The organism is Labilithrix sp. (assembly GCA_019637155.1).
In the GTDB taxonomy this organism is placed as follows: domain Bacteria; phylum Myxococcota_A; class Polyangia; order Polyangiales; family Polyangiaceae; genus Labilithrix.
The window spans coordinates 24,444-44,244 of record JAHBWE010000013.1 but is presented as its reverse complement, the minus strand read 5'-3'; the positions used below and the strand labels follow the sequence as shown (position 1 = coordinate 44,244).

15 protein-coding genes are annotated in these 19,801 nt (G+C 70.2%); 6 read left to right on the top strand and 9 right to left on the bottom strand.

Going from position 1 to position 19,801, the window contains the following annotated elements; all coding sequences use genetic code 11:
- Positions 1-4 precede the first annotated feature (4 nt).
- From KF837_26560 to KF837_26545, 4 genes are read right to left on the bottom strand one after another with little or no spacing between them, the layout of a single operon-like run.
- Complete coding sequence (locus KF837_26560) at positions 5-367, bottom strand: hypothetical protein (protein ID MBX3230911.1); 363 nt, start codon at positions 365-367, stop codon at positions 5-7.
- Entirely contained in the window at positions 364-708 is a 345-nt protein-coding gene (locus KF837_26555; protein MBX3230910.1) for a hypothetical protein, read from the bottom strand. Before KF837_26555 ends, KF837_26560 begins: the two co-directional genes overlap by 4 nt.
- A gap of 8 nt (positions 709-716) precedes the next feature.
- Positions 717-2,051 (bottom strand): TldD/PmbA family protein, encoded by a 1,335-nt coding sequence (locus KF837_26550; protein ID MBX3230909.1) that lies wholly within the window; start codon positions 2,049-2,051, stop codon positions 717-719.
- A 1-nt stretch (position 2,052) separates the two neighbouring features.
- Entirely contained in the window at positions 2,053-3,627 is a 1,575-nt protein-coding gene (locus KF837_26545) for a TldD/PmbA family protein (GenBank protein MBX3230908.1), read from the bottom strand.
- Between the two features lie 155 nt (positions 3,628-3,782).
- Here KF837_26545 and typA point away from each other — a divergent pair, with 155 nt between their 5' ends.
- Positions 3,783-5,669 carry a translational GTPase TypA gene (typA, locus tag KF837_26540; protein ID MBX3230907.1) on the top strand — a complete coding sequence of 629 codons (1,887 nt, stop codon included), beginning with the start codon at positions 3,783-3,785 and terminating at the stop codon, positions 5,667-5,669.
- Here the strand turns inward: typA and KF837_26535 are convergent.
- Both KF837_26535 and KF837_26530 read right to left on the bottom strand, forming a co-directional pair.
- Entirely contained in the window at positions 5,666-6,580 is a 915-nt protein-coding gene (locus KF837_26535) for a tetratricopeptide repeat protein (GenBank protein ID MBX3230906.1), read from the bottom strand. The genes typA and KF837_26535 overlap by 4 nt on opposite strands.
- Positions 6,567-8,036, bottom strand: coding sequence for a serine/threonine protein kinase (locus KF837_26530; protein MBX3230905.1), 1,470 nt, complete (start codon positions 8,034-8,036; stop codon positions 6,567-6,569). Before KF837_26530 ends, KF837_26535 begins: the two co-directional genes overlap by 14 nt.
- 55 nt (positions 8,037-8,091) lie before the next feature.
- Between KF837_26530 and KF837_26525 the strand changes: the two genes are divergently transcribed.
- Complete coding sequence (locus tag KF837_26525; GenBank protein ID MBX3230904.1) at positions 8,092-9,411, top strand: hypothetical protein; 1,320 nt, start codon at positions 8,092-8,094, stop codon at positions 9,409-9,411.
- On the opposite strand, the gene KF837_26520 is transcribed toward KF837_26525, so the two are convergent.
- Both KF837_26520 and KF837_26515 read right to left on the bottom strand, forming a co-directional pair.
- A complete protein-coding gene (locus KF837_26520) occupies positions 9,408-11,990 on the bottom strand; it encodes an MMPL family transporter (GenBank protein MBX3230903.1) in 2,583 nt (860 codons plus the stop codon). The genes KF837_26525 and KF837_26520 overlap by 4 nt on opposite strands.
- A complete protein-coding gene (locus KF837_26515) occupies positions 11,987-13,240 on the bottom strand; it encodes a glycosyltransferase (GenBank protein MBX3230902.1) in 1,254 nt (417 codons plus the stop codon). Before KF837_26515 ends, KF837_26520 begins: the two co-directional genes overlap by 4 nt.
- Before the next feature lie 92 nt (positions 13,241-13,332).
- On the opposite strand from KF837_26515, the gene KF837_26510 reads away from it, so the two are divergent.
- From KF837_26510 to KF837_26500, 3 genes are read left to right on the top strand one after another with little or no spacing between them, the layout of a single operon-like run.
- Entirely contained in the window at positions 13,333-14,265 is a 933-nt protein-coding gene (locus KF837_26510; GenBank protein MBX3230901.1) for a hypothetical protein, read from the top strand.
- Complete coding sequence (locus tag KF837_26505) at positions 14,262-15,611, top strand: hypothetical protein (protein ID MBX3230900.1); 1,350 nt, start codon at positions 14,262-14,264, stop codon at positions 15,609-15,611. The genes KF837_26510 and KF837_26505 overlap by 4 nt, the downstream gene beginning before the upstream one ends.
- The gene (locus tag KF837_26500) at positions 15,608-16,714 is read left to right on the top strand and encodes a glycosyltransferase (GenBank protein ID MBX3230899.1); all 1,107 of its coding nucleotides are present in this window, start codon (positions 15,608-15,610) and stop codon (positions 16,712-16,714) included. Before KF837_26505 ends, KF837_26500 begins: the two co-directional genes overlap by 4 nt.
- Positions 16,715-16,762: 48 nt before the next feature.
- Here KF837_26500 and KF837_26495 read toward each other — a convergent pair whose 3' ends face one another.
- Positions 16,763-17,932: a hypothetical protein gene (locus KF837_26495; GenBank protein ID MBX3230898.1), complete on the bottom strand. Its 1,170-nt coding sequence runs from the start codon at positions 17,930-17,932 to the stop codon at positions 16,763-16,765.
- 966 nt (positions 17,933-18,898) lie between these two features.
- Here KF837_26495 and KF837_26490 point away from each other — a divergent pair.
- Positions 18,899-19,780 (top strand): SUMF1/EgtB/PvdO family nonheme iron enzyme, encoded by an 882-nt coding sequence (locus KF837_26490; protein MBX3230897.1) that lies wholly within the window; start codon positions 18,899-18,901, stop codon positions 19,778-19,780.
- Positions 19,781-19,801 lie beyond the last annotated feature (21 nt).

The following is a 19,801-nucleotide window of genomic DNA, read 5'->3' as shown; positions in this document are numbered from 1 at the left end:
GCGGCTACGGCTGCGCGAGCCGCTGCGACGACACCGCGTAGCCGTGCACCTGCGTGCAGAACTCGTGGTAGACGAGCGCGCTCACGTAGGTCTGGCGCTCTTCGTAGCGGAGGAGCGTGTCGGTGCCGGGGGCTTGCGCGAGGGCGTCCTCGACCGCGCTGTTCACGGTCGCGACGCCGATCGGGATGATGAAGAGGATCGAGCGCGAGCAGCTCTCGCCGGTGACCTCTTTGCCTTCCGCGGCGACGGCCGGGCGCGCCGCCTCCGGCAGCGGCTTGGTCGTCACGGTGACGGGCGCGTCGATCGTGCTGATCGTGCAGCCGGAGAGCGCGAGCGCGGCGGCGAGCAAGCGGAGCGTCGTCTTCACGCGCCACCTGCTCTCCGCACGACGGTGCCGCGAACGCGGGCGCAGCGCTGGTTGTAGACGAGGGCGGGGATGGAGAAGAAGGTCAGCTCCGCGTTGGCGATCGCGTCGCCCTTGTGCTGCTGGAGGAGATCGGTGACGAGCGCTTCGTGGTTCGCGTCGTCGCCCCAGCCGACGAAGAGGACGACGTGCGAGCAGCGCTTCTCGTCGACGTCGGCGACCTTCTCGTACCCCGCGAGCGGCGCCTTCGAGAGGACGGGAAAGCTCGCGAGCCCCCCGACATGCGGCGAGCACGCGCCCAACGCGAGCGCGCCCACGCAGACCAGCATTTGCGTCGTTCGCATCGCAGCCGCTACTTGCCCGCGATCGAGGTGCCGTCGAACATCAGGGACGGGGACCGCCACGAGGACCAGCGGTACGGGTCGTCGCCGGCAGCGACGAGCTTGGACCAGAAGTCGACGTGCTTCCCCGAGAGGTTCATCTCCGAGACCGCCTCCTTCTTCTCGCCGTTCGCGACGCGGTAGCCCGCGAGGCCGAGGGAGAATACGCCCGTCGTCGAGTTCGAGTTGCCGCCGAGGAAGGACGTCACGAGGATGCCGTTCTTCATGTCCTTGAGCAGCGTCGCGAGCGACTTCGTGCCCGGCGCCACGACCAGGTTCGAGACGCGGCCGGTGGTGGGCGAGAGGCCGAGCTTCGACGCGTAGTACGTGTCGAGGAGGTACGACTTCAGCACGCCCTTCTCGATGAGCGCGCGCGGCTTCGCCGTGATGCCCTCGGAGTCGAAGGCGCGCGAGGCGAGGCCGCGCTTGACGAGCGGCTCGTCCGTGAGCGTGAAGGCCTTGCTCGCCACCTGCTTGCCGATCCGGCCCTCGTAGAACGACTGCTTCTGCTGCAGCGCGCCGCCGCTCATCGGGCCCATCAGGTGCCCGAGGAGGCCGCGCGCCGCGCGCGCCTCGACGATGATCGGCATCGTGCCCGAGCCCATCTTCTTCGCGCCGAGCTTCGCGAGCGCGCGCAGCGTCGCGTCCTTGCCGATCTCCGCGTCCGACGGCAGGTCCTTCGCGAACCGCACCGCCGCCGCGGAGTAGTCCTCGGGCCGGCGGCCGTCGTCGTCCTTCACCGCCGTCTCCGCGTCGACCCAGATCGACGTCGCGCGATAGCCCCCCTCGAAGCCGTTCGTCGTGACGCGGAACGAGTGGTAGGTCGAGTCGCCGACGTTCGTGGTGACGGAGACGATCTTGTCGCTCCCCGGCACCGAGCGCGCCGCCTCCTCGAGCGAGCGGGCGCGCGCGACCCGCATCTCCGACGTCAGGCCCGCGACGTCGGGATCGAAGATCTCGAGGTCGCCCTCGTGCCGGCCCGCGTAGAGCGACGGATCCGGCAGCTTGCGGTGCGGGTCCTTCGCGAGCGCGCGCACGAGCGACACCGCGTCGGCGACGAACTTGTCGAGCGCGGCGGGGCGGAGGTCGTTCGTAGTCATCGAGCCGTACTTGCCGTCGACGTAGACGCCGAGCGACACCGACTTGCTCGTGGCGTCGGAGACCTTCTCGATCTTGCCGTCGCGCCACTGCGTGTTCACCTCGCGCTCCATCGACGCGTTCGCCGACGCGTCGGAGCAGCCGTGCTTCTTCGCGAGCTGGAGCGCGGTCTTCGCCGACTCCGCGAGCGCCTTCGTCTCTGCGCTCATCTCAGGCCTTCCTTCCGCCGACGGTGATGCTCGCGACGCGCACGGCGGGCATGCCGAGCGAGACCGGGACCGACTGCCCCGCCTTCCCGCACGTCCAGCCGCCCTCGTCGAACTCGAGCTTGTTCGCGACCATGTCGACCTGCTCGAGGACCTTGGGCCCGTTGCCGATCAGGTTCACGTCGGTGACGGGTTTGGTGAGCTTCCCGTCTTCGATGAGGAAGCCGTTCTTCACGTAAAAGGTGAAATCGCCGGCGCCGATCTGGACCTGGCCGTTCGTGAACTTCGAGCAGTAGACGCCCTTCTTCACGGACTTGATGATCTCCTCCTCGGTGTGGGGCCCCGGGAGCATGTAGGTCGCGCGCATGCGCGGCAGCGGCGCGTGGCGGAAGCTCTCCCGCCGCCCCGACCCCGTCGACTTCACGCCGTAGTGCTTCGCCGAGATCGAGTCGTGGAGGTACGTCGCGAGCGTGCCCTTGTCGACGAGCACCGTCTTCTCGGCGGGGTTGCCCTCGTCGTCGACGTTGATCGCGCCGCGCGCGAAGTCGATCGTGCCGTCGTCGACGATGCTGACGATCGGCTTCGCGATCGGCTTGTTGATCCGGTCGGCGTAGATCGACGCGTTCTTGCGGTTGAAGTCGGCCTCCATGCCGTGGCCGATCGCCTCGTGGAGGAGGATGCCGGACGCGCCCGGCGCGAGGACGACCTGCATCTCGCCGAGCGGCGCCGGGGTCGAGTCGAAGAGGACGATCGTCGATCGTGCCGCCTCCTTGATGAGGCGCGCCATCCGATCGTCGGTGTAGAACTCGAGCCCCGCTCGCGCGGCGACGTTGTGTCCGTTCGTCTCGCGGCGGCCCTTGTCCTCCGCCGTGCAGTTCACGTAGAGCGACGTGTTGGGGATGACGTCCTCGAACACGCGGCCCTCGTGGTCGACCACCAGGATCGCGCCGTAGTCGTCCGCCATCGAGGCGCGGACCTTCTTGATCCGCGCGTCCGCCGCGCGCGTCTCGGCGTCGATGCGCGCGAGGAGCGGCAGCCGCTGGTCGGCCTTCACCGTGTCCCACGGCACCTTCGCGGTGTAGCGCTTCGGGAGCGGCCCGACGTCGAACGCCGCCGGCGCCGAGCGCGCGGGGCCGCTCGCGACCGACGCCGCGGTCTGACCGGCGCGCCGGATCGCGTCGACCGTGAGCTCCTCGGTGTAGCCATAACCGGTCTGGTCGCCCTTCACCGCGCGCACCCCGACGCCGAGATCGACCGCCGTATAGGCGCGGTTCACCTCCCCGTCCTCGAGCGTGAGGTACGTCGTCACCTTGTGCTCGAAGTAGAGGTCCGCGCGATCGGCGCCCTTCGCGAGCGCGGCGGCGAGGCCTTCGCGCATCAGGTTCTCGTCGACCCCGAACTGCCCGAAGTACGCCAGCACGAGCCCCGGCTTCACCGCGGGCGGAGGCGTGACGGTCGCGGCGTTCTTCGCCGTCGCCGGCGTGTCGGCCGGCTTGCCGGCGCAGCCTACGAGCTGCGCGAGCGTGAAGCCGCCTGCTCCAAGAAGGACGTCGCGACGGCGCACGTGAAGAAGACTCATGGAAACCTCGAAAAAGGCGAGCGGGTTGGGACAGCGGTATGGATCGCGGGCATCTGACACGCAAGGTCGCGCTCTTCTTCCACGGCGATCCGAGGTTAATCCCAACAGCTCCGCTTGCTTCGGCTCGGCCCTGCGACTACGAACCACGGCCCATCATGCAGCTTCGTAACGTGGCGATCGTCGCTCACGTCGACCACGGCAAGACCACGCTCGTCGACCATATGCTCAAACAAGCCGGCACGTTCCGCGAGAACGAGGCCGTCGCCGACCGCGTGATGGACTCGAACGACCTCGAGCGCGAACGCGGCATCACGATCCTCGCGAAGAACACGAGCGTCCGCTGGAAGGCGCCGTCCGGCGAGGTCGTGAAGATCAACGTCGTCGACACGCCAGGCCACTCCGACTTCGGCGGCGAGGTCGAGCGCACGCTGATGATGGCCGACGCCGCCATCCTCCTCGTCGACGCGGCGGAGGGGCCGCTCCCCCAGACGCGCTTCGTCCTCACGAAGGCGCTCGCGCTGGGCTTCCCCGTCATCGTCGTCATCAACAAGATCGACCGCGGCGACGCGCGCCCCGACGACGTGTTGAACGAGGTCTTCGATCTCTTCGTCGACCTCGAGGCCTCCGACGCCCAGACCGACTTCCCCGTCCTCTACGCGGTCGGCCGTGACGGCCACGCGATGCGCAAGCTCGACGACCCGAAGGTCAACCTCCAGCCGCTCTTCGAGACGATCCTCGAGAAGGTGCCGGCACCGAAGGGCGACGCGAGCGCGCCGCTCCAGATCGTCATCAACAACATCGATCACGACGACTACATCGGTCGCCTCGCGATCGGCCGCGTCTCGCAGGGCACGATCAAGGCGAACCAGCAGGTCGGCGTCCTCAAGGAGAACGCGAAGAACCGGGCCGCGATCAAGGTCCTGAACACGTTCGAGGGGCTGAAGCGCACCGTCACGCAGGAGGCGCAGGCGGGCGAGATCATCGCCATCGCCGGGATCGAGGACATCGACGTCGGCGACACGATCACGGACCTCTCCGAAGGCTGGGAGGGCCGCGCGCTCCCGCGCATCACGGTCGAGCAGCCCACGATCAAGATGCGCGTCGGCGTCAACACGTCGCCGTTCGCCGGCAAGTGCAAGGCGTCGAAGTTCCTCACGAGCCGGCAGCTCCGCGAGCGCCTCGTCCGCGAGACGCGCAAGAACCTCGCGATCAAGTTCGAGGACACGGAGTCGCCCGACACGTTCACCGTCCTCGGCCGCGGCGAGCTCCAGCTCGGCGTCCTCGTCGAGACGATGCGCCGTGAAGGCTACGAGGTGCAGCTCGGCAACCCCGAGGTCGTCACGAAGGAGATCGACGGCCAGCCGCACGAGCCCTACGAGATGGCCGTCATCGACGTGCCGGACCAGTACATCGGCACCGTCACCGAGCGCCTCTCGAACCGGCGCGGCCGCATGATGAAGATGAACGGCCACGGCCACGGCCGCACGCGCCTCGAGTTCCGCATCCCGTCGCGCGGTCTCATCGGCTTCCGCGGCGAGTTCCTGACCTCCACGCGCGGCACCGGCCTCCTCACGACGTTCTTCGACGGCTGGGAGCCGTGGGGCGGCATGATGGCGAAGCGCCAGCTCGGCGCGCTCGTCTCCGACGGACAGGGCGTCGCGACCCCGTACGCGATGAACCACCTCCAGGCGCGCGGCGAGTTCTTCCTCCACCCCGGCGCCGAGGTCTACGAGGGCATGATCGTGGGCGAGCACAACCGCCCCGCCGACGCCGACGTGAACTTCCGCAAAGAGAAGAAGCAGACCAACGTCAGAAACCACGGCAAGGACGAGAACGTCATGCTCGCGGTCCCGCGCATCCTCACGATCGAGACCGCGATGGAGTGGATCGACGCCGACGAGCTCGTCGAGGTCACGCCCGACGCGGTCCGCGTCCGCAAGCAGATCCTCCAGTGCAGCCGCCGCCCGCGCCGCTCCGAGGCGATCGAGGAGGCCGGCTCCCGCACCCTCCAGTCGAACGCCCCGCCGCCGATGGCCGACTAGAACGTGAAGCGACCCGGGGCCCAGCCCGCCTTCTTGGACTGCCACTCGGGAGAGAAGACGTAGAGGCCGATCCCCGCGCCGAGGAACGCGACCGCGGCGATGAAGGCGACGGTGGAGGCCGTCGCCGCGCTCGACGCTTGGTCGTACTTCTCGTCGATCTGAGCTTTGCGCGCCGGGGCGCAGCCGGTGGGGTAGCTCGCGCAGAGGCCTTCGAGGTCGTCCTGGCGGCTCGACGCGACGATCCCCATCGCGACGCCGATGCCGAGCGACAAGACCGCGGCGCCTCCCATCACGTACGAGAAGAACCGCGGCCTGCTCATCCCCTCCCGCGACGGAGGCTGGCTCGCGCACGAAGGATCGGGGTCGAGCGTCGCCGGATCGATCGCGACGGTCTGGGTGTCCGACTTCATCGCGACGGTGACCGGGATGTCCTTCGGCCGCTTGCAGCTCAGCTCGACGTGCACGACGTGGAGGCCGCCGTCGACCGAGAACGCCTGCCCGAGCGTCGCGGGCGCGCCGTCGACCGTCACCTTCGCGTCCTTCACCGCCGACGTCACGGTGATGCTCGAGACCATCGGCTGGAGCTTGCCCGCGCGGTCGGACGCCTCCTTCTCGCGATCGGGCTGGTTGTTGTCCGCCGCGAGCTCGAGCGCCTTCTCGAACGCCTCCATCGCGGACGCGTAGCGACCGAGGTGCTCGTAGCAGTCGCCGAGGTTCAAGTACGTGCCCGACGCGGGCTTCAGCGCGACGCTCTCCTTGAACTTGTCGACCGCCTCCGCGTAGTTGTTCGCCTTCACGAGCGCGCGGCCTTCGTTGAACTTCGCGATGTAGGGCTCGGCGGGCGGCGGCTCCTGCGCGGCGGCGACGGACGTCCAGAGGAGCGCGGCGAGCGCGACGCTAAGGCGTTTCATAGAGGACCTTCTTCTTCGGCGGCGGCTTCTTCGGCTGAACGGGAGCGGCCTCGGTCGCCGGCACCGGATCGACCGCGGGCGGAGGAGGCGGCGGCTCCGGAGGCGGCGGCTCCGGGGGCGGCGGCTCCGGGGGCGGGGCGACCGCGACGCTCTCGGCCGGCGGAGGCTCGGGCTCCGGCGGCGCGGTGACCGTCTCGACCGGCGCCGGCGGAGGCGGAGGCGGAGGAGGTGGTGGAGGCGCGGGCGCCGGCAAAGGCGGCGGCGTCTGCGCGGCGAGGTCGTTCTCGCGATGGGCCTCCGTCGCGCTTCGCCGCCACCAGACCGCGGTGATGAGGAAGAGCACCGCCGAGGTCAGCGCGATCCCGCTCCACAAGAGCATCAAGCGCGAACGACGATCGAGCCGGCCGAGGCCTTGCTCCGACGTCGTGAACGCCGCCGTCGTGTCGACGGACTGGGCCGCGAGCCGGCTCGGGTTCACGACGATCGTGGCCGTCTCGTCGTCGCGCCGCACGAACGCCGCGGCCGAGCGCGGCGCCCCGCGCGTGAGCGACGCGGACGACCGGCTCTCGGGCACCGGATCGACGCCGAACGCGGCGAGGAGCGCGTCGCCGAGCGCGCGCGCGTCCGGGTAGCGCTCCTCCGGCATCTTCCGGAGGCACCGCGCGATCACGGCCTCGATCGCCGGCGGGACGTCGGGGCGGAAGAGCGAGGTCGGGCGGAAGTCGGCGGTGAGCGCGGCGACCGAGAGCTCGACCGCGTTCTTCCCCGCGAAGGGGTGCTTGCCGGTGAGCAGGCGGTAGAGCGTCACGCCGAGCGCCCACACGTCCGAGCGCGGCGTCGCCTCCCCGTTCATCTGCTCCGGCGCCATGTAGCCGCCGGTCCCGACGATCTCCCCCTGCAGCGTCGCCTTCGCGTAGAGGCCGTGGCCGTTGCCCTGGGTGATGCTCTTCGCGAGCCCGAAATCCACGACTTTGACGATCGCGTCGCCGGCGGTCGACTTCCGCGCGAGGAAGAGGTTCTGCGGCTTCAGGTCTCGATGCACGATCCCGAGCGCGTGCGCCTCCGCGAGCCCCTCGCACGCCTCGAGGATCGCGCCGACCGCCTCGTCGATCGCGAGCGGGCCGCGCGCCGCGAGGAGCGCGCCGAGGTCCTGCCCGTCGAGGTGCTCCATCACGATGTACGGCAGCCCGTTGGCCATCTGCCCCACGTCGTGCACGCGGACGACATGGTCGTTCCTCAGATGCGCGACCGCCTGGGCCTCGCGCATGAAGCGGACCGCGACGGCGTGGTCCTCGGACGGGCGGAGGACCTTGATCGCGAACAGGTTCCCGAGCTCGACGTGGCGCGCCGCGACGACCTGACCCATCCCACCCGCGCCGATCACGCGCTCGACCCGATAGCGACCCGCGACGAGGTCCCCTTTCGAGAGCAGCGGCTGGTGCAACTCGGGCTGCATTCAGGCCTTTGGAAACGATATCGACCACGCGCGGGTTCGGGTAGTCTTTGAGGACATGCGGCGGAGGGCCTTCGGCTTTCTGGGGATCCTGGTCCTCGCGGGTTGCAGCGTGGTCCTGGGCCTCGATCCGCCCGGCTACGACGAGCCCGCGCCGAGCAGCGACAGCGGGCCGGAGGCCGAGGCGCCCGACGCCGCGGAGCCGAACCTGCCCGGCCGCCTCGACGACCCCACGCGCTGGTCGACCTACGCCGGCAACGGCGGCAGCTACCTCGCCGGCCCCTTCGACGGGCGCTTCGTCTATTTCCTCCGCGCCGCCGACTTCGACGGCCCCGACGCCGGGCTGACGGGCTCCCGCATCCTCCGCTACGACACGACCGCCGCGACGTTCGACGAGCCGAGCGCGTGGCTCGCGTTCGATCCCGAGACCGCGATCGGCGGCACCGCCGGCCCGCACCTCGCCGCGATCATGGACGGGCCCTGGCTCGTCGTCGCGGGGTACCAGGACGGCGTCTTCCTCCGCTACGACACGCGCCTCAACCCGAACGACTTCAGCTTCGGGAGCTCGTGGCAGACCTTCAACGCGACCACGCTCAACGCCGGCGCGGTCAACTACAACACCGCGCTCCCACTCAACGGCGGCGGCACCGTCTACACGAACAGCACCGCCCTCGTCCCGCTCACGCACAAGGACGAGTCGTTCGACGCCGGCTGGACGGTGGGGACGCCCGACGCCGCCGCCTTCGAGTGCGCGGCGACGGCCGAGGGCGCCTGCATCGGCACGCAGACGTACCTCGGCCCGTCCGCGAGCGCGGCGACGGCGTGCCTCGCGCGCTGGGATCAGACGAAGCCGATCGGGGCGGAGACCTCGTGGGAGGCCTTCGACGTCGCGGCGCTCGGCGAGGAGTTCGCGTACGTCCACGGGACGATCGCGACCGCGCAGCACCTCTACTTCACGCAGTACAACACCAAGGACGCGTCCGCGCCGGTGAAGCTCCTCCGCCGCCCGCACACGGGCGCGCTCGACGCGGGGTGGGAGTCGCAGCCGACGAACGTGAAGAACCCGCTCACGCGCGGCTTCATCGGCGGCGCCTACGACGGCCGCTTCCTCTACCTCGCGCCGTACCCGGTCGGCACCCAGAACACGATCTTCACGCGCTTCGACACGCAGGGCGGCCTCGCCGACCCCGCGTCGTGGGACATCGTCGTCGGCGCCGCGCTCGCGATCCCCTCGACCCGCTACTGGGGCGCGGTGTTCGACGGGCAATACGTCTACTACCCGGCCTACGCCGCGCTCGGCGCCGAGCAGCAGCCCACGTTCGTCCGCTTCAAGGCCTACGACCAGAAGATCCCGGTCCCGCCCGCCGGCTGCCGTTAGGCCCGCGCGCGCGCGCGCCACACGTGGAGGATGCTCGGCAGCACGAAGAGCGCCGCGCCGATCGCGAGGACCTCGCCGCTCATCGCGAGGTGACCGAACGACTGGAGCGCCTGGTTGTCGGCGAAGACGAGCGAGCCGTAGCCGATCGTCGTCGTGAAGCTGCAGAGCGCGACCGCGCCGCCGCTCCGCTTCAGCGCGAGCGTGATGTCGCCCTTCAGGAGGCGCGATCGATCGAAGATGTTGAACGGGTACTCGCAGCCGATGCCGAAGGTGATCGGCAGCGCGATGAAGTTCAGGAAGTTGAGCCGCCACCCCAACCACGCCGCGAGGCCGACCATCCACACGACCGCGAGGACGAGCGAGATCATGACGGAGGCGAAGCCGCGGAGGCTCGAGGTCGCGAGGAGGACGACGATCGACACCGCGATGAGCGACGCGCCGGTCGCGAGCGGGCCGTCGCGCTCCATCGAGCGGATCATCTCCGCGAACACGGTCGAGCGGCTCGCGGTGTGCACGATCGTGCCGTCCGGGAGCTGCACGTTGTCCGTCGTCTTCGCGAGGCGGAGCATGTTCTTGCCGTTCGAGCGCGAGACGTCGCTCCCCGTCTTCACGTAGAGGACGGTGCCGAGCGTGCCGTCGCGCTCCTCGAAGCGGCGCCGGATGAGGGAGGGGAGGTCCTTCGCCTCCAGCACCTTCAGGTCCTCCGGCGGCTTCAGCTCGTCGAGCGTCTTCCGCTCGTCCTCCTTCATCTCGTGCATCACGCGCGGGGTGAGGCGGTCGCGGATGCGCTCGAGCACCTCGAGCTTCTTCTGCTGCTCCTCCGGCGGTCCGGGGAGCAGATCGTACACCGTCGCGATGTCGGCGATGAGCCTGCCTTCCTCGTCGGCGGCGTCGTTCGCGAGCATCTGCTTCTTCACCGCCGGCGTCTGCTCGGGCTTGTCGGCGAGCATCAGCGCGCCGGCGACGTTCATCTTGCCGCCGAAGACGCTCTCCGCCTTCACCGACCACTCCCCCGCCCCGCCCGTCTTCGACGCCTTCGAGCCGAGGTGCGCGAAGTTGTACTCCCACGGATCGGCGAGGAAGCCCGGGATCTTCACGAGCGCCGCGAGCGTGACGAGCGCGGCCCCGGCGAGGATGACGCGCGGGTAGCGCTCCGTGATCCGCGCGATGGTGTTGACGACCTCTCCGCGCGAGCCGTCGCTCTTCACCTCCGGGAAGAGGTGCCGGATGACGGGGGCGCCGAAGATCGCCTCGCGGAGGCGCGCGACGGGCCGGTACCACGGCTTCGCGCGGAGGCGCTCGAAGACCGTCACCGTCGCGGGGACGAGCGGGATGATCGAGAGCCAGACGAGGAGCATCCCGACGAAGCCGATCATGCCGAACTGGCTGAAGCCGCGGAACCGCGTGATGACGAGCGAGCCGTAGGCGATGCCGGCGACGCTCGCGCCGACGAGCTCCGCGCGGAACGCGTTCCACACCGCCGCCTTCTTCGCGACGTCGGGCGTCATCCCGCGCGCGGTGAACTCGCGGTAGCGGTTCAAGAGGACGATCGGGTAGTTGATGCCGTTGCCGAAGATGATCGCGCCGAGGAACGCGCCCGACGTGTTCACGTAGCCGAACGTCGCGGTCGCGAACGAATACGCGCACGCGACGCCGAGCGCGGCGGGCAGGAGCATCACGAACACCGCCGAGAACGAGCGGAAGAACGTGAAGATGCCGATCAGGATCACGATCGTCGCGATCGCGGTCGCGGTCGCGGCCTCCGTCACGATCGACTGCTTCTCCGCGATCGCGTTCGGGATGTCGCCGGCGTAGCCGACCTTCATCTCGGGATGCCGCGCGGGGAGGTCGAGGTCCTCGACGATCGCCTTCACCCGCTCGAGGAGCACGTCGCCGCCGCGATCGCCGGTGCCGGTCGACGGCGAGACGATGCGGATGCCGAGCATGCGGCCGTCCTTCGTCGCGAAGTAGCCGGTCGGGAAGTCGTCGTGTTTGTTCGCCTGCTGGTCCCAGCGCGCCTTGTAGTCGTCCATCCCGAGCGCGCGCTCGGCGCCCGCGTCGGACGCCTTCGGTTGGATTTCATCGCCTTCGAGATTTTCAACCATTCCGCTCTTTATGGCGATCTGGTTGTCGAGCTTCTGGTCGGCCTTCTCGAGGTCGGCGAGATCGGCGTAGAGCCACTTGTTGGCCTGGAAATAGGCGCGGACCTCCTTCGAGCCGTCCTCGACGTAGGAGACCAGGTCGGGCTCGATCTTCTTCACCTCGGCGGCGAGGTCGTCGATGAATTTTTCGTTCGCCGCGCGGTCGGGCGACTCCACGATGACGTAGAGCGTGGCCGCGCCGCCGACGCGGTGGAGCTGCTGCTCGAACGAGACGAAGCCGGGAGAGTCGCGCGGCAAGAGCTCGAGGAAGTCGGACCTGAGCTCGAGGCGGGAGCGGATGTAGAGCTGCGCGCAGCCGATCGCGACGAGGGAGAGGACGATCACGAGCCACGGCCGCGCGACGGCCAACGCGACGAGGGCCTCGACCGCGCGACGGAGCGGGCCGCGCGGGCCCGAGACCTCCGGGTGCTCGCTCATGCCATCGCTCCCGCCGCCTCCAGGATCTGCGCCTGGATGCGCTTCGCCTGCTTCGCCCCGTCGAAGTGCTCTTCGACGCGCGCCCGCGCGGCGCGACCTTGCGCGAGGCGGAGGTCCGGATCGCGGAGGTAGCGGAGCATCTGCTCCGCGAGCGCGCGCACGTCGCCGGGCGGGACGAGCGCGCCGGTGACGCCGTCCGCGAGCATCTCCGACACGCCGCCGACGTCGAACGCGACGACGGGCTTGCCGAGCGCGCTCGCCTCGATGACGGCGCGCGGCAGCGGATCGGCGTAGACGCTCGGGACGACGGCGACGTCGAAGTCCGCGGCGATGGGCTTCACGTTCGCGACGAAGCCGAGGAACTTGAACTTGTGCTCGAGCCTGAGCTCGCGGACGAGCGCGCGGCACTCCGCGAGGTGGTCGGGACGGATGTCCTCCGGCGTGTCGCCGAGCACGGTGAAGAACGCGCGCCGCTCTTCGTCCTCGTTCATCGCGTCGAGCGCCGTCCGCGCCGCGCGGATCATCTCCACGTAGCCCTTCCGCGGGAGGATGCGGCCCACGCTCCCGAAGATCACGGCGTCGGGCGGGAGGCCGAGCTCGCGCCGCAGCGTCGGCGTGATGCCGCGGACGTCGAACTCCTCGGTGTCGAGCGCGTTGTGGATGACCCGCACCTTCTCCGCGCAGTGCGGGAAGAGCTGCGCCGACGCGTTGGACACGCAGACGATGCGGCGCACGCCGCGGCTCACCGCGAGGCGATCGTGGAGCCCGCGCACCGCGCCGGGGAGCGACGTGTACCGGACGTGCCAGAGCGCGGGGACGCCGCTCGCCTTGGCGAGGAGGCCGCCCGCGAAGTCGGCGTTCGTCCCGTTGCAGTAGACGAGGTCGTAGCGGCCCTCGCCGCGCGGCCCCTGCCGGAGGAGCTTGGTCAGCCGCGCGAGCGCGCGTCCGGCGCGGACGACGTTGACCCCCGCCCGCATCGCGCGCGTCGCGACCGGCGCGTCGAAGTCGTCGCGCGCCATCGGCCGATCGGCGGGCTCGATCGGGTTCTCGACCAGGTCCGGCTCGAAGAGCAGCTCCTCCGTGACGCGGTGGGTCTCGTAGAGCTCGCTGATGACGCCGGCGCGCGGGAGCACCACCGAGCGGTGGACGACCTCCGGGTCGAGGAAGCGAAGGATGTAGAAGAGGCTGCGCCCCGGCCCGCCGTTCCGCGCGGTGTCGTTGATGAACAGGACGCGCACCTTGCGGGGCATGGGACAACGCGACCCGTTACAGCACCTGGCCGCGGGCCGCAAACACGCCAAATCGCACCGGGTCTCGCGGACCCCGTGCTAAAGACGGCCGGATGAGCCGGGCCTACCTCTGCGTGTCGATCGACACGGAGTGTGACAAGGGCCCGCAATGGCGGTCGCAACGACCGATGGCCTTCGAGGGCGTGCACGTCGGCATCGTCGAGCGCCTGCAGCCGCTGTTCGCGTCGTACGGCGCGAAGCCGACGTACCTCGTGTCGCCGGAGGTCATCCGCGACGCGCGCTCGGCGGAGGAGCTCACGAACATCGGCGCGGGCTGCGAGCTCGGCGCGCACCTCCACGGCGAGTACGCGGAGCCGGGCGCGTGGGAGCCGGAGGTCACGCGCGACTTCCAGCGCGACTACGAAGGCGACATCGAGAAGCGGAAGCTCACCTACCTCACCGATCAGTTCATCCGCACGTTCCAGCACCAGCCGGTGTCGTTCCGCGCGGGCCGCTTCGGCATCGGGCCGCGCACGATCCGCATCCTCGAGGACCTCGGCTACAGCGTCGAGTCGAGCGTCACGCCCAACGTCGACTGGTCGAAGGCCGGCTCCCCCGGCCTCACCTTCGCCGACGCGCCGACGCAGCCGTACCGTCCCGATCCCGACGATCCGACGCGCCCCGGCTCGTCGACCATCCTCGAGATCCCGATCACGATCCGGCCGCGCTTCCTCAACTTGCTCCCCGGCATCGGCAAGAAGCTCGGACCGCGCTGGCTCCGCCCGACGTGGACGAGCGGCGAGGCGCTCGTCCGCCTCGCGGAGGACGAGATCGGCGAGGCGCGCCGGGCGACGCCGGGCCGGCCGGTCGTGCTCAACGCGATGCTCCACAACACGGAGGTCATCCCGGACGCCAGCCCGTACGCGGACGCGGAGCACGACGCCCGCGCGATCCTCGATCGGCTCCGTGTCCTCCTCGCTTTCGCGCAGCGTGAGTCGATCTCGGTCATCGGCCTCGGCGATGTGCCGGAGATCCTGGGGGCGTGAGCGGCGCAGGTACGAAGCGGCCCTCGATCGCGAAGACGGCGCTCCTCGTCCTGCCGGCGCAGGTCATCTTCCGCGCGCTCGAGGCGAGCCTGCCGCTCCTCTACGCGTTCTGGTTCGGGCGCAACGACGCGAGCGACGTCTACTACTTCGCCTGGGCGGTGTTCGGCTTCGCGGGCTCGCTCATCTTCTCGCTCCACCAGGACTCCGCGCTCGTCCCGATCCTCGCGGAGGAGAAGGTCACGCGCCCGGAGGGGCTCCCCCGCCTCCGCGGCTCGCTCCTCGCGCACACCTGGCTCTTCGGCGGCGCGCTCGCGCTCGTCATCGGCGGCGCGGCGCTCACGTGGTTCCGCGTCCGCTACGAGGACGCGTCGTTCGCGATCGCGGCGCGGATGGTCGGGCCGTTCTGCCTCTACCTCGTGACGATGAGCACGCGCACGTTCTTCAGCACCCTCGCGGTGGTGGAGCGGCAGTTCTTCGTCCAGCCGATCGCGAGCTTCGTCGGGATGCTCCTCAACGTCGGCATCCTCGCCGCCACCCACGGGACGATGGGGATCGCGTTCGTGCCGGTCGCGTCGCTCGCGGGCGAGCTCGTGTGCGCGACCTTGCTCGCGTGGTTCGCGATCCGCGCGCTCGGCCTCAAGGTCGAGCTCTGCTTCGAGCGGCCGCCCGCGTTCCGGACGTTCATGAAGCTCGCGTCCTCGGAGGTCGGCGGCGGCGCGGTCACGCGCGTGAACCCGGTCGTCGACCAGCTCATGGCCGGCATCACCGGCGTCATCGGCGGCGGCACGATGCTCCGCTACTCCGGCGACGTCGCGCTCCTCCCGACCTCGCTCCTCCAGGCCGCGCTGCTCCCGGTGCTGATGAGCCACCTCGCGGAGGACTTCGCGCGCAAGGACCTCACCACGATCCGGCGCACGGTGGTGCGGGCGCTCGTGAGCGTCTGCGCGATCCTGCTCAGCGCCGCGGCGCTCCTCTATTTCGTGCGCGAGCCGCTCCTCCGCGCCATCTTCCTGCACGGCCGCATGGATGAGGCCGGCGTCTTACGGATGGCGCACATCCTCCCGTACCACCTCGTCGGGCTCGCGTCGTTCGGCGCGCTCCTCGTCCTGGCGCGCGCGCACGTCGCGACGAAGAACGGGTCGATCATGATCTCGATGGGCATCTTCAACGCGACCACGAACGCGCTGTGCAACGTCGTGCTCTCGCGCTTCCTCGGCCTCGAGGGCCTCGCGCTCTCGACGTCGTGCGTGCACACCGCGGTCGCGATCGTCTTCTGGTTCCGCTTCGAGGCGCGGCTGGCGGAGCTCCGCGCTGCGCCGGAGGCCACGGTGAGCGAGGCGGCGTGAGCGCGCACGTCGTCCACGTCGTCGCGGCGGGGGAGGTCGGCGGCGCGGAGCGGATGCTCGTGGACCTGATGACGGGTCCGTCGCGACGGACGAGCTCGATCGCGCTCTTCACGCCGAACGACGAGCTGCGGCGGCTCTTCCGCGAGGCGGACCTCGTCGTCGACGACCGCGGGCCGGTGCGCGAGGACCCGCTCTCCTTCTTGAAGCGCGCGCTCGGTCCCGGCGACGTCGACTGGCTCACGAACGTGATCGAGCGCCGGAACGCGGGCGTCGTGCACCTCCACACGTTCGCGTCGCAGGTCCTCGGGACGCGCGCGGCCGACCGCGCCGGGGTGCGCGTCGTCCGGACGGAGCACTCCACGCGCGTCTACGACGATCCGTCGTGCCGGCCGTTCGCGCGCTGGTCGCTCCCGCGCGCGGGGGCGATCGTGTTCATCAGCGAGCACGTCCGCCGCGTCGCGATCGCGCGGATGCCGTGGCTCGCGAAGGCGCGGACGTTCGTGGTCCACAACGGGGTCGATCCGGCGCGCTTCGAGGCGCGCCCGTTCACGCCGACCGACCGGCTCAAGCTGGTCGCGGTGGGCCGCCTCGATCCGCGGAAGGGCCTCGAGCTCGCGATCGAGGCGGTCGCGCGGGTGCCGGAGGTGGAGCTCGACATCGTCGGAGAGGGCTCGGAGCGCGCGCGGCTCGAGGCGCTGGCCGCGTCGAAGCGCTCGCTCCTCGAGGGCCCGGCCGGGCCGCGGGTCCGGATCCGAGGCTACGCCGCGGACGTCCGCGGCGACGTCGCGCGCGCGGACGCGGTGCTGTCGAGCGCAAGAGAGGAGGGGCTCGGCATCGCGCTGCTCGAGGGGATGGCGATGGGGCGGCCGGTCATCGCGGTCCCGGTGGGAGGGATCCCGGAGATCGTCCGCGAGGGCGAGACCGGCTGGCTGGCGGACGCGCGGACGCCGAGCGCGCTCGCGCGGGTCCTTTTGCGCGCGGCCGCGGATCGAGCGGAGGTGGAGCGCCGGGGAGCGCGGGCGCGCGAGCGGGTGCTGGCGAGCTTCACGGTGGACGCGATGCGCGCGCGATACGAGACGATTTACGCGCAAATCGCAGCATGAACGCCTGAGGCGAGGCTGCCGCGTGGGGCAGATCGCCACGAGTTATCCTCAGTTTTCCCCAGGGTTGGGAAAGCCTGTGGAGCGGAGCATGCCGCCGGCGATGGCGTCCATCAGGCGGCCGAACTGGTCGAGGTCGAAGTTCGAGCCGCTGGTGAGCCAGTCGACGTGGACCTGATCGGGGCGCTTCGCGAAGACGCGGCGCCAGAACGGCGCGGGGTCGACGGGCGCGAGGTGCCGGAAGTGCCCGAGGATGTCGAGGTGGTCGCCCGCCCCCGCCCACACGATCTTCCCCCAGATCTGCGATCGGGTCGGGACGACGCCGTCGTTGGCGCCGGCGGTCGGGAGGCGGCGAAACAGCGGCTCGAGCAGCGCGTCCGCGTCGGCGGCGGCGCAGGGGTAGTGGACCTCGTCGATGCGCGAGGTGATGCCGTAGAGGGTGGTGAAGAGCGCCGACGAGATGGCGCGCCACGGGGTCAGCATGGTGCGGGCGAGGCGCCGCGCCGACGGCGACGGCGCGGCGGCGACGGTGCATTGATAGTGGACGCCGGGCCGGTCCTCGACGCCGGACTGGAAGAGGTCCATCGCCTCCGGCGTGAGCTGGATCATCGCGCCTTGGTCCTTGGTGATCGCCCCGAGGAAGTCGCGGACCTCGCGGCTCGTCGCGGGCTCGAGGACTTTGAGGAGGGCCTCGGTCGTCCGGTCGAGGACCGCGATCTCCATCCCGAGGACGGCGCGATCGAGCTGCCCGAGCGCGACGACGAGCGCGCTCGCGGCGGCGAGCGGCGGAGCCCCCACCGAGAGGGCGATGAACGTGAGGGCGCTGACGGCGTAGAGCATCCGCTGCCCGCTGACGGTCGCGAAGAAGCTGGCGAGCGGCGTCCCGTAGTGGGGAGTGCTCATCGTGGTGACGCTCGCGAGCCGAGGCAGCCACGCGAGCTTCTCGGGAGCGACGGGGAGCCGGGCCGACGGCGACGCGACGAGCCGCGCGTCGAGCCCACCGGTCGAGTGCCCGACGATGTGCAGGTGGTCCTCGCCGTTTCCGGCCGTGGCGTGCACGAGCTCCGCGAGCCGCGCCGCCCGCCGCCGGATCGACGCGGTCGGCGCGACGTCGACGACGTGGGTCTCGAGCTCCAGCCCCGCCGCTTCGAACCGCGCCTTCAGCGCCCCCGCGACATGCGCGAAGTAGTCGTAAGTCCCAAGCTTCCCGAACCCAAACATCCCAGGCGTAAGGTAGAGCCGATGCCGCACCCCCCGGATCGCTACCGGATCCGCCCCAACCCACGCAACCCCGACCCCACCCCGCCGCAAAACACCTCGCCCACCCGCGCCCGCCTCGAACGCACCATCACATCGCGCCACGCCTCAACGCACCAGCGCCCTCGAACCGCATCGGCGCCCACGCGTCGTCGCATCCCGCCCCCGCACGCGCCACGCACCGCCGCAACGCACGCTCGAACGCGTCACCGCCACCGCGTCGCGCCCTCTACCGCGCTAGCCGCCGCGCGCCGCGCAGGCCACGGCCACCGCATCTACGTCAGACCTGCGCAGCTACGCGACGTGTCGCGCGCATCGCCCTCGCGCGCCAACCCCACCATATCGGAGCGCGCCCCCTCGAATGCGCCACTGCCACCGACTCTTCCGCGATCCAGCTCGCGACAACCTCCTGCGCGCGTACGTGCGCGAATTGCGCAAACACACGCGTACGCCGCATCCCGCGGCCCAGCGCGCGAGCATTTGCGCGACGCTTGCGCGAGTTGCGCAGGAGTCGCTCGTCTTGAGCTGCGAAGGGGACTTCTCTGGCGTCGATTTGCGACAGGGCGAGGCGCGGGAGCGCACGGACGTGCAGGCGGAGGCTATTTTTCCCGCTCGGCGCCATGTTTCTCTCACCTTTAACTACAGGACGTTAAACCTTTGAACTCCAACGAGTTTCGCCGTGTGGCAGCTCTGCAAACCAGGGGTAAGTAGCGGCGCCGTCTCACATTTTTTGGGGGGTCATGTCGATTTTTGGTCGACGACCCCCCCTGGGGTGGCGTATTCCCATGGTCACGCGTAGCTCGGTACGCGGCCCCCAGGAGGTCGTCCCCTGGGGTTCCTCTCGCCGGAAGGGTTTCCAACGTGACGCAGAACAACCACCCGGCTTGGCTTATCGGCGGTTTCGTAGCGGGCATTGCCGCGTTCTTCGCAGTGGCTGGTTGTTCGCGCTCGGAGGTCATCCGCAGCGAGCTCTCTCCCCTCGCCGCCCGGGTCCTTTCGTCCACGGCTTCCGCCCAGGACAACGTCGGGAAACGCCCGGCGGCGACCGACGATTCCATCCTCGTCAACGCGCCGGCCCCGCTCCTCGCGTTCGCGGCGATCGACACCGTGGCCGACGAGCTCAAGGAAGAGGACCGCCCCGCCCCGATGAACGGCCTCTGCCCGGCCGACATGGCGAGCATCGACGACCGGTTCTGCGTCGACAAGTACGAAGCCTCCCTCGTCGAGATGCTCCCGGGCGGCGAAGAGCGCCCCTACCCGTTCTACATGCGCGTCGAGGGACACAAGGTCCGCGCCGTCAGCCAGAAGGGCGTCTACCCGCAGGGCTACATCTCCGGCACCCAGGCCGCCAACGCCTGCAAGGCGTCGGGCAAGCGCCTCTGCAAGCCGCAGGAGTGGCGGACTGCCTGCAAGGGCCCCGAGAAGCAGACGTACGGCTACGGCAAGGAGCGCAAGCCCGGCACCTGCAACGACAACGGCCGGAGCCCGATCGGCTTCTACTGGGCCGCGAACATCGCCGACGGCACCGCCTTCTCGTCGAACAAGATCATGAACGACCCGCAGCTCAACCAGCTGCCGGGCACGCTCGCCGAGACCGGCTCCCACGAGGGCTGCACCAACGGCTACGGCGTCCACGACATGGTCGGCAACATCCACGAGTGGGTCGACGATCCCGCGGGCACCTTCCAGGGCGGCTACTACCTCGACGTCGAGAAGAACGGCGACGGCTGCGGCTACCGCACCGACGCGCACGAGGTCTGGTACCACGACTACTCGACCGGCTTCCGCTGCTGCGCGGACGTCGCTCAGTAACGCAGGGGCTGCGCCCCTGCA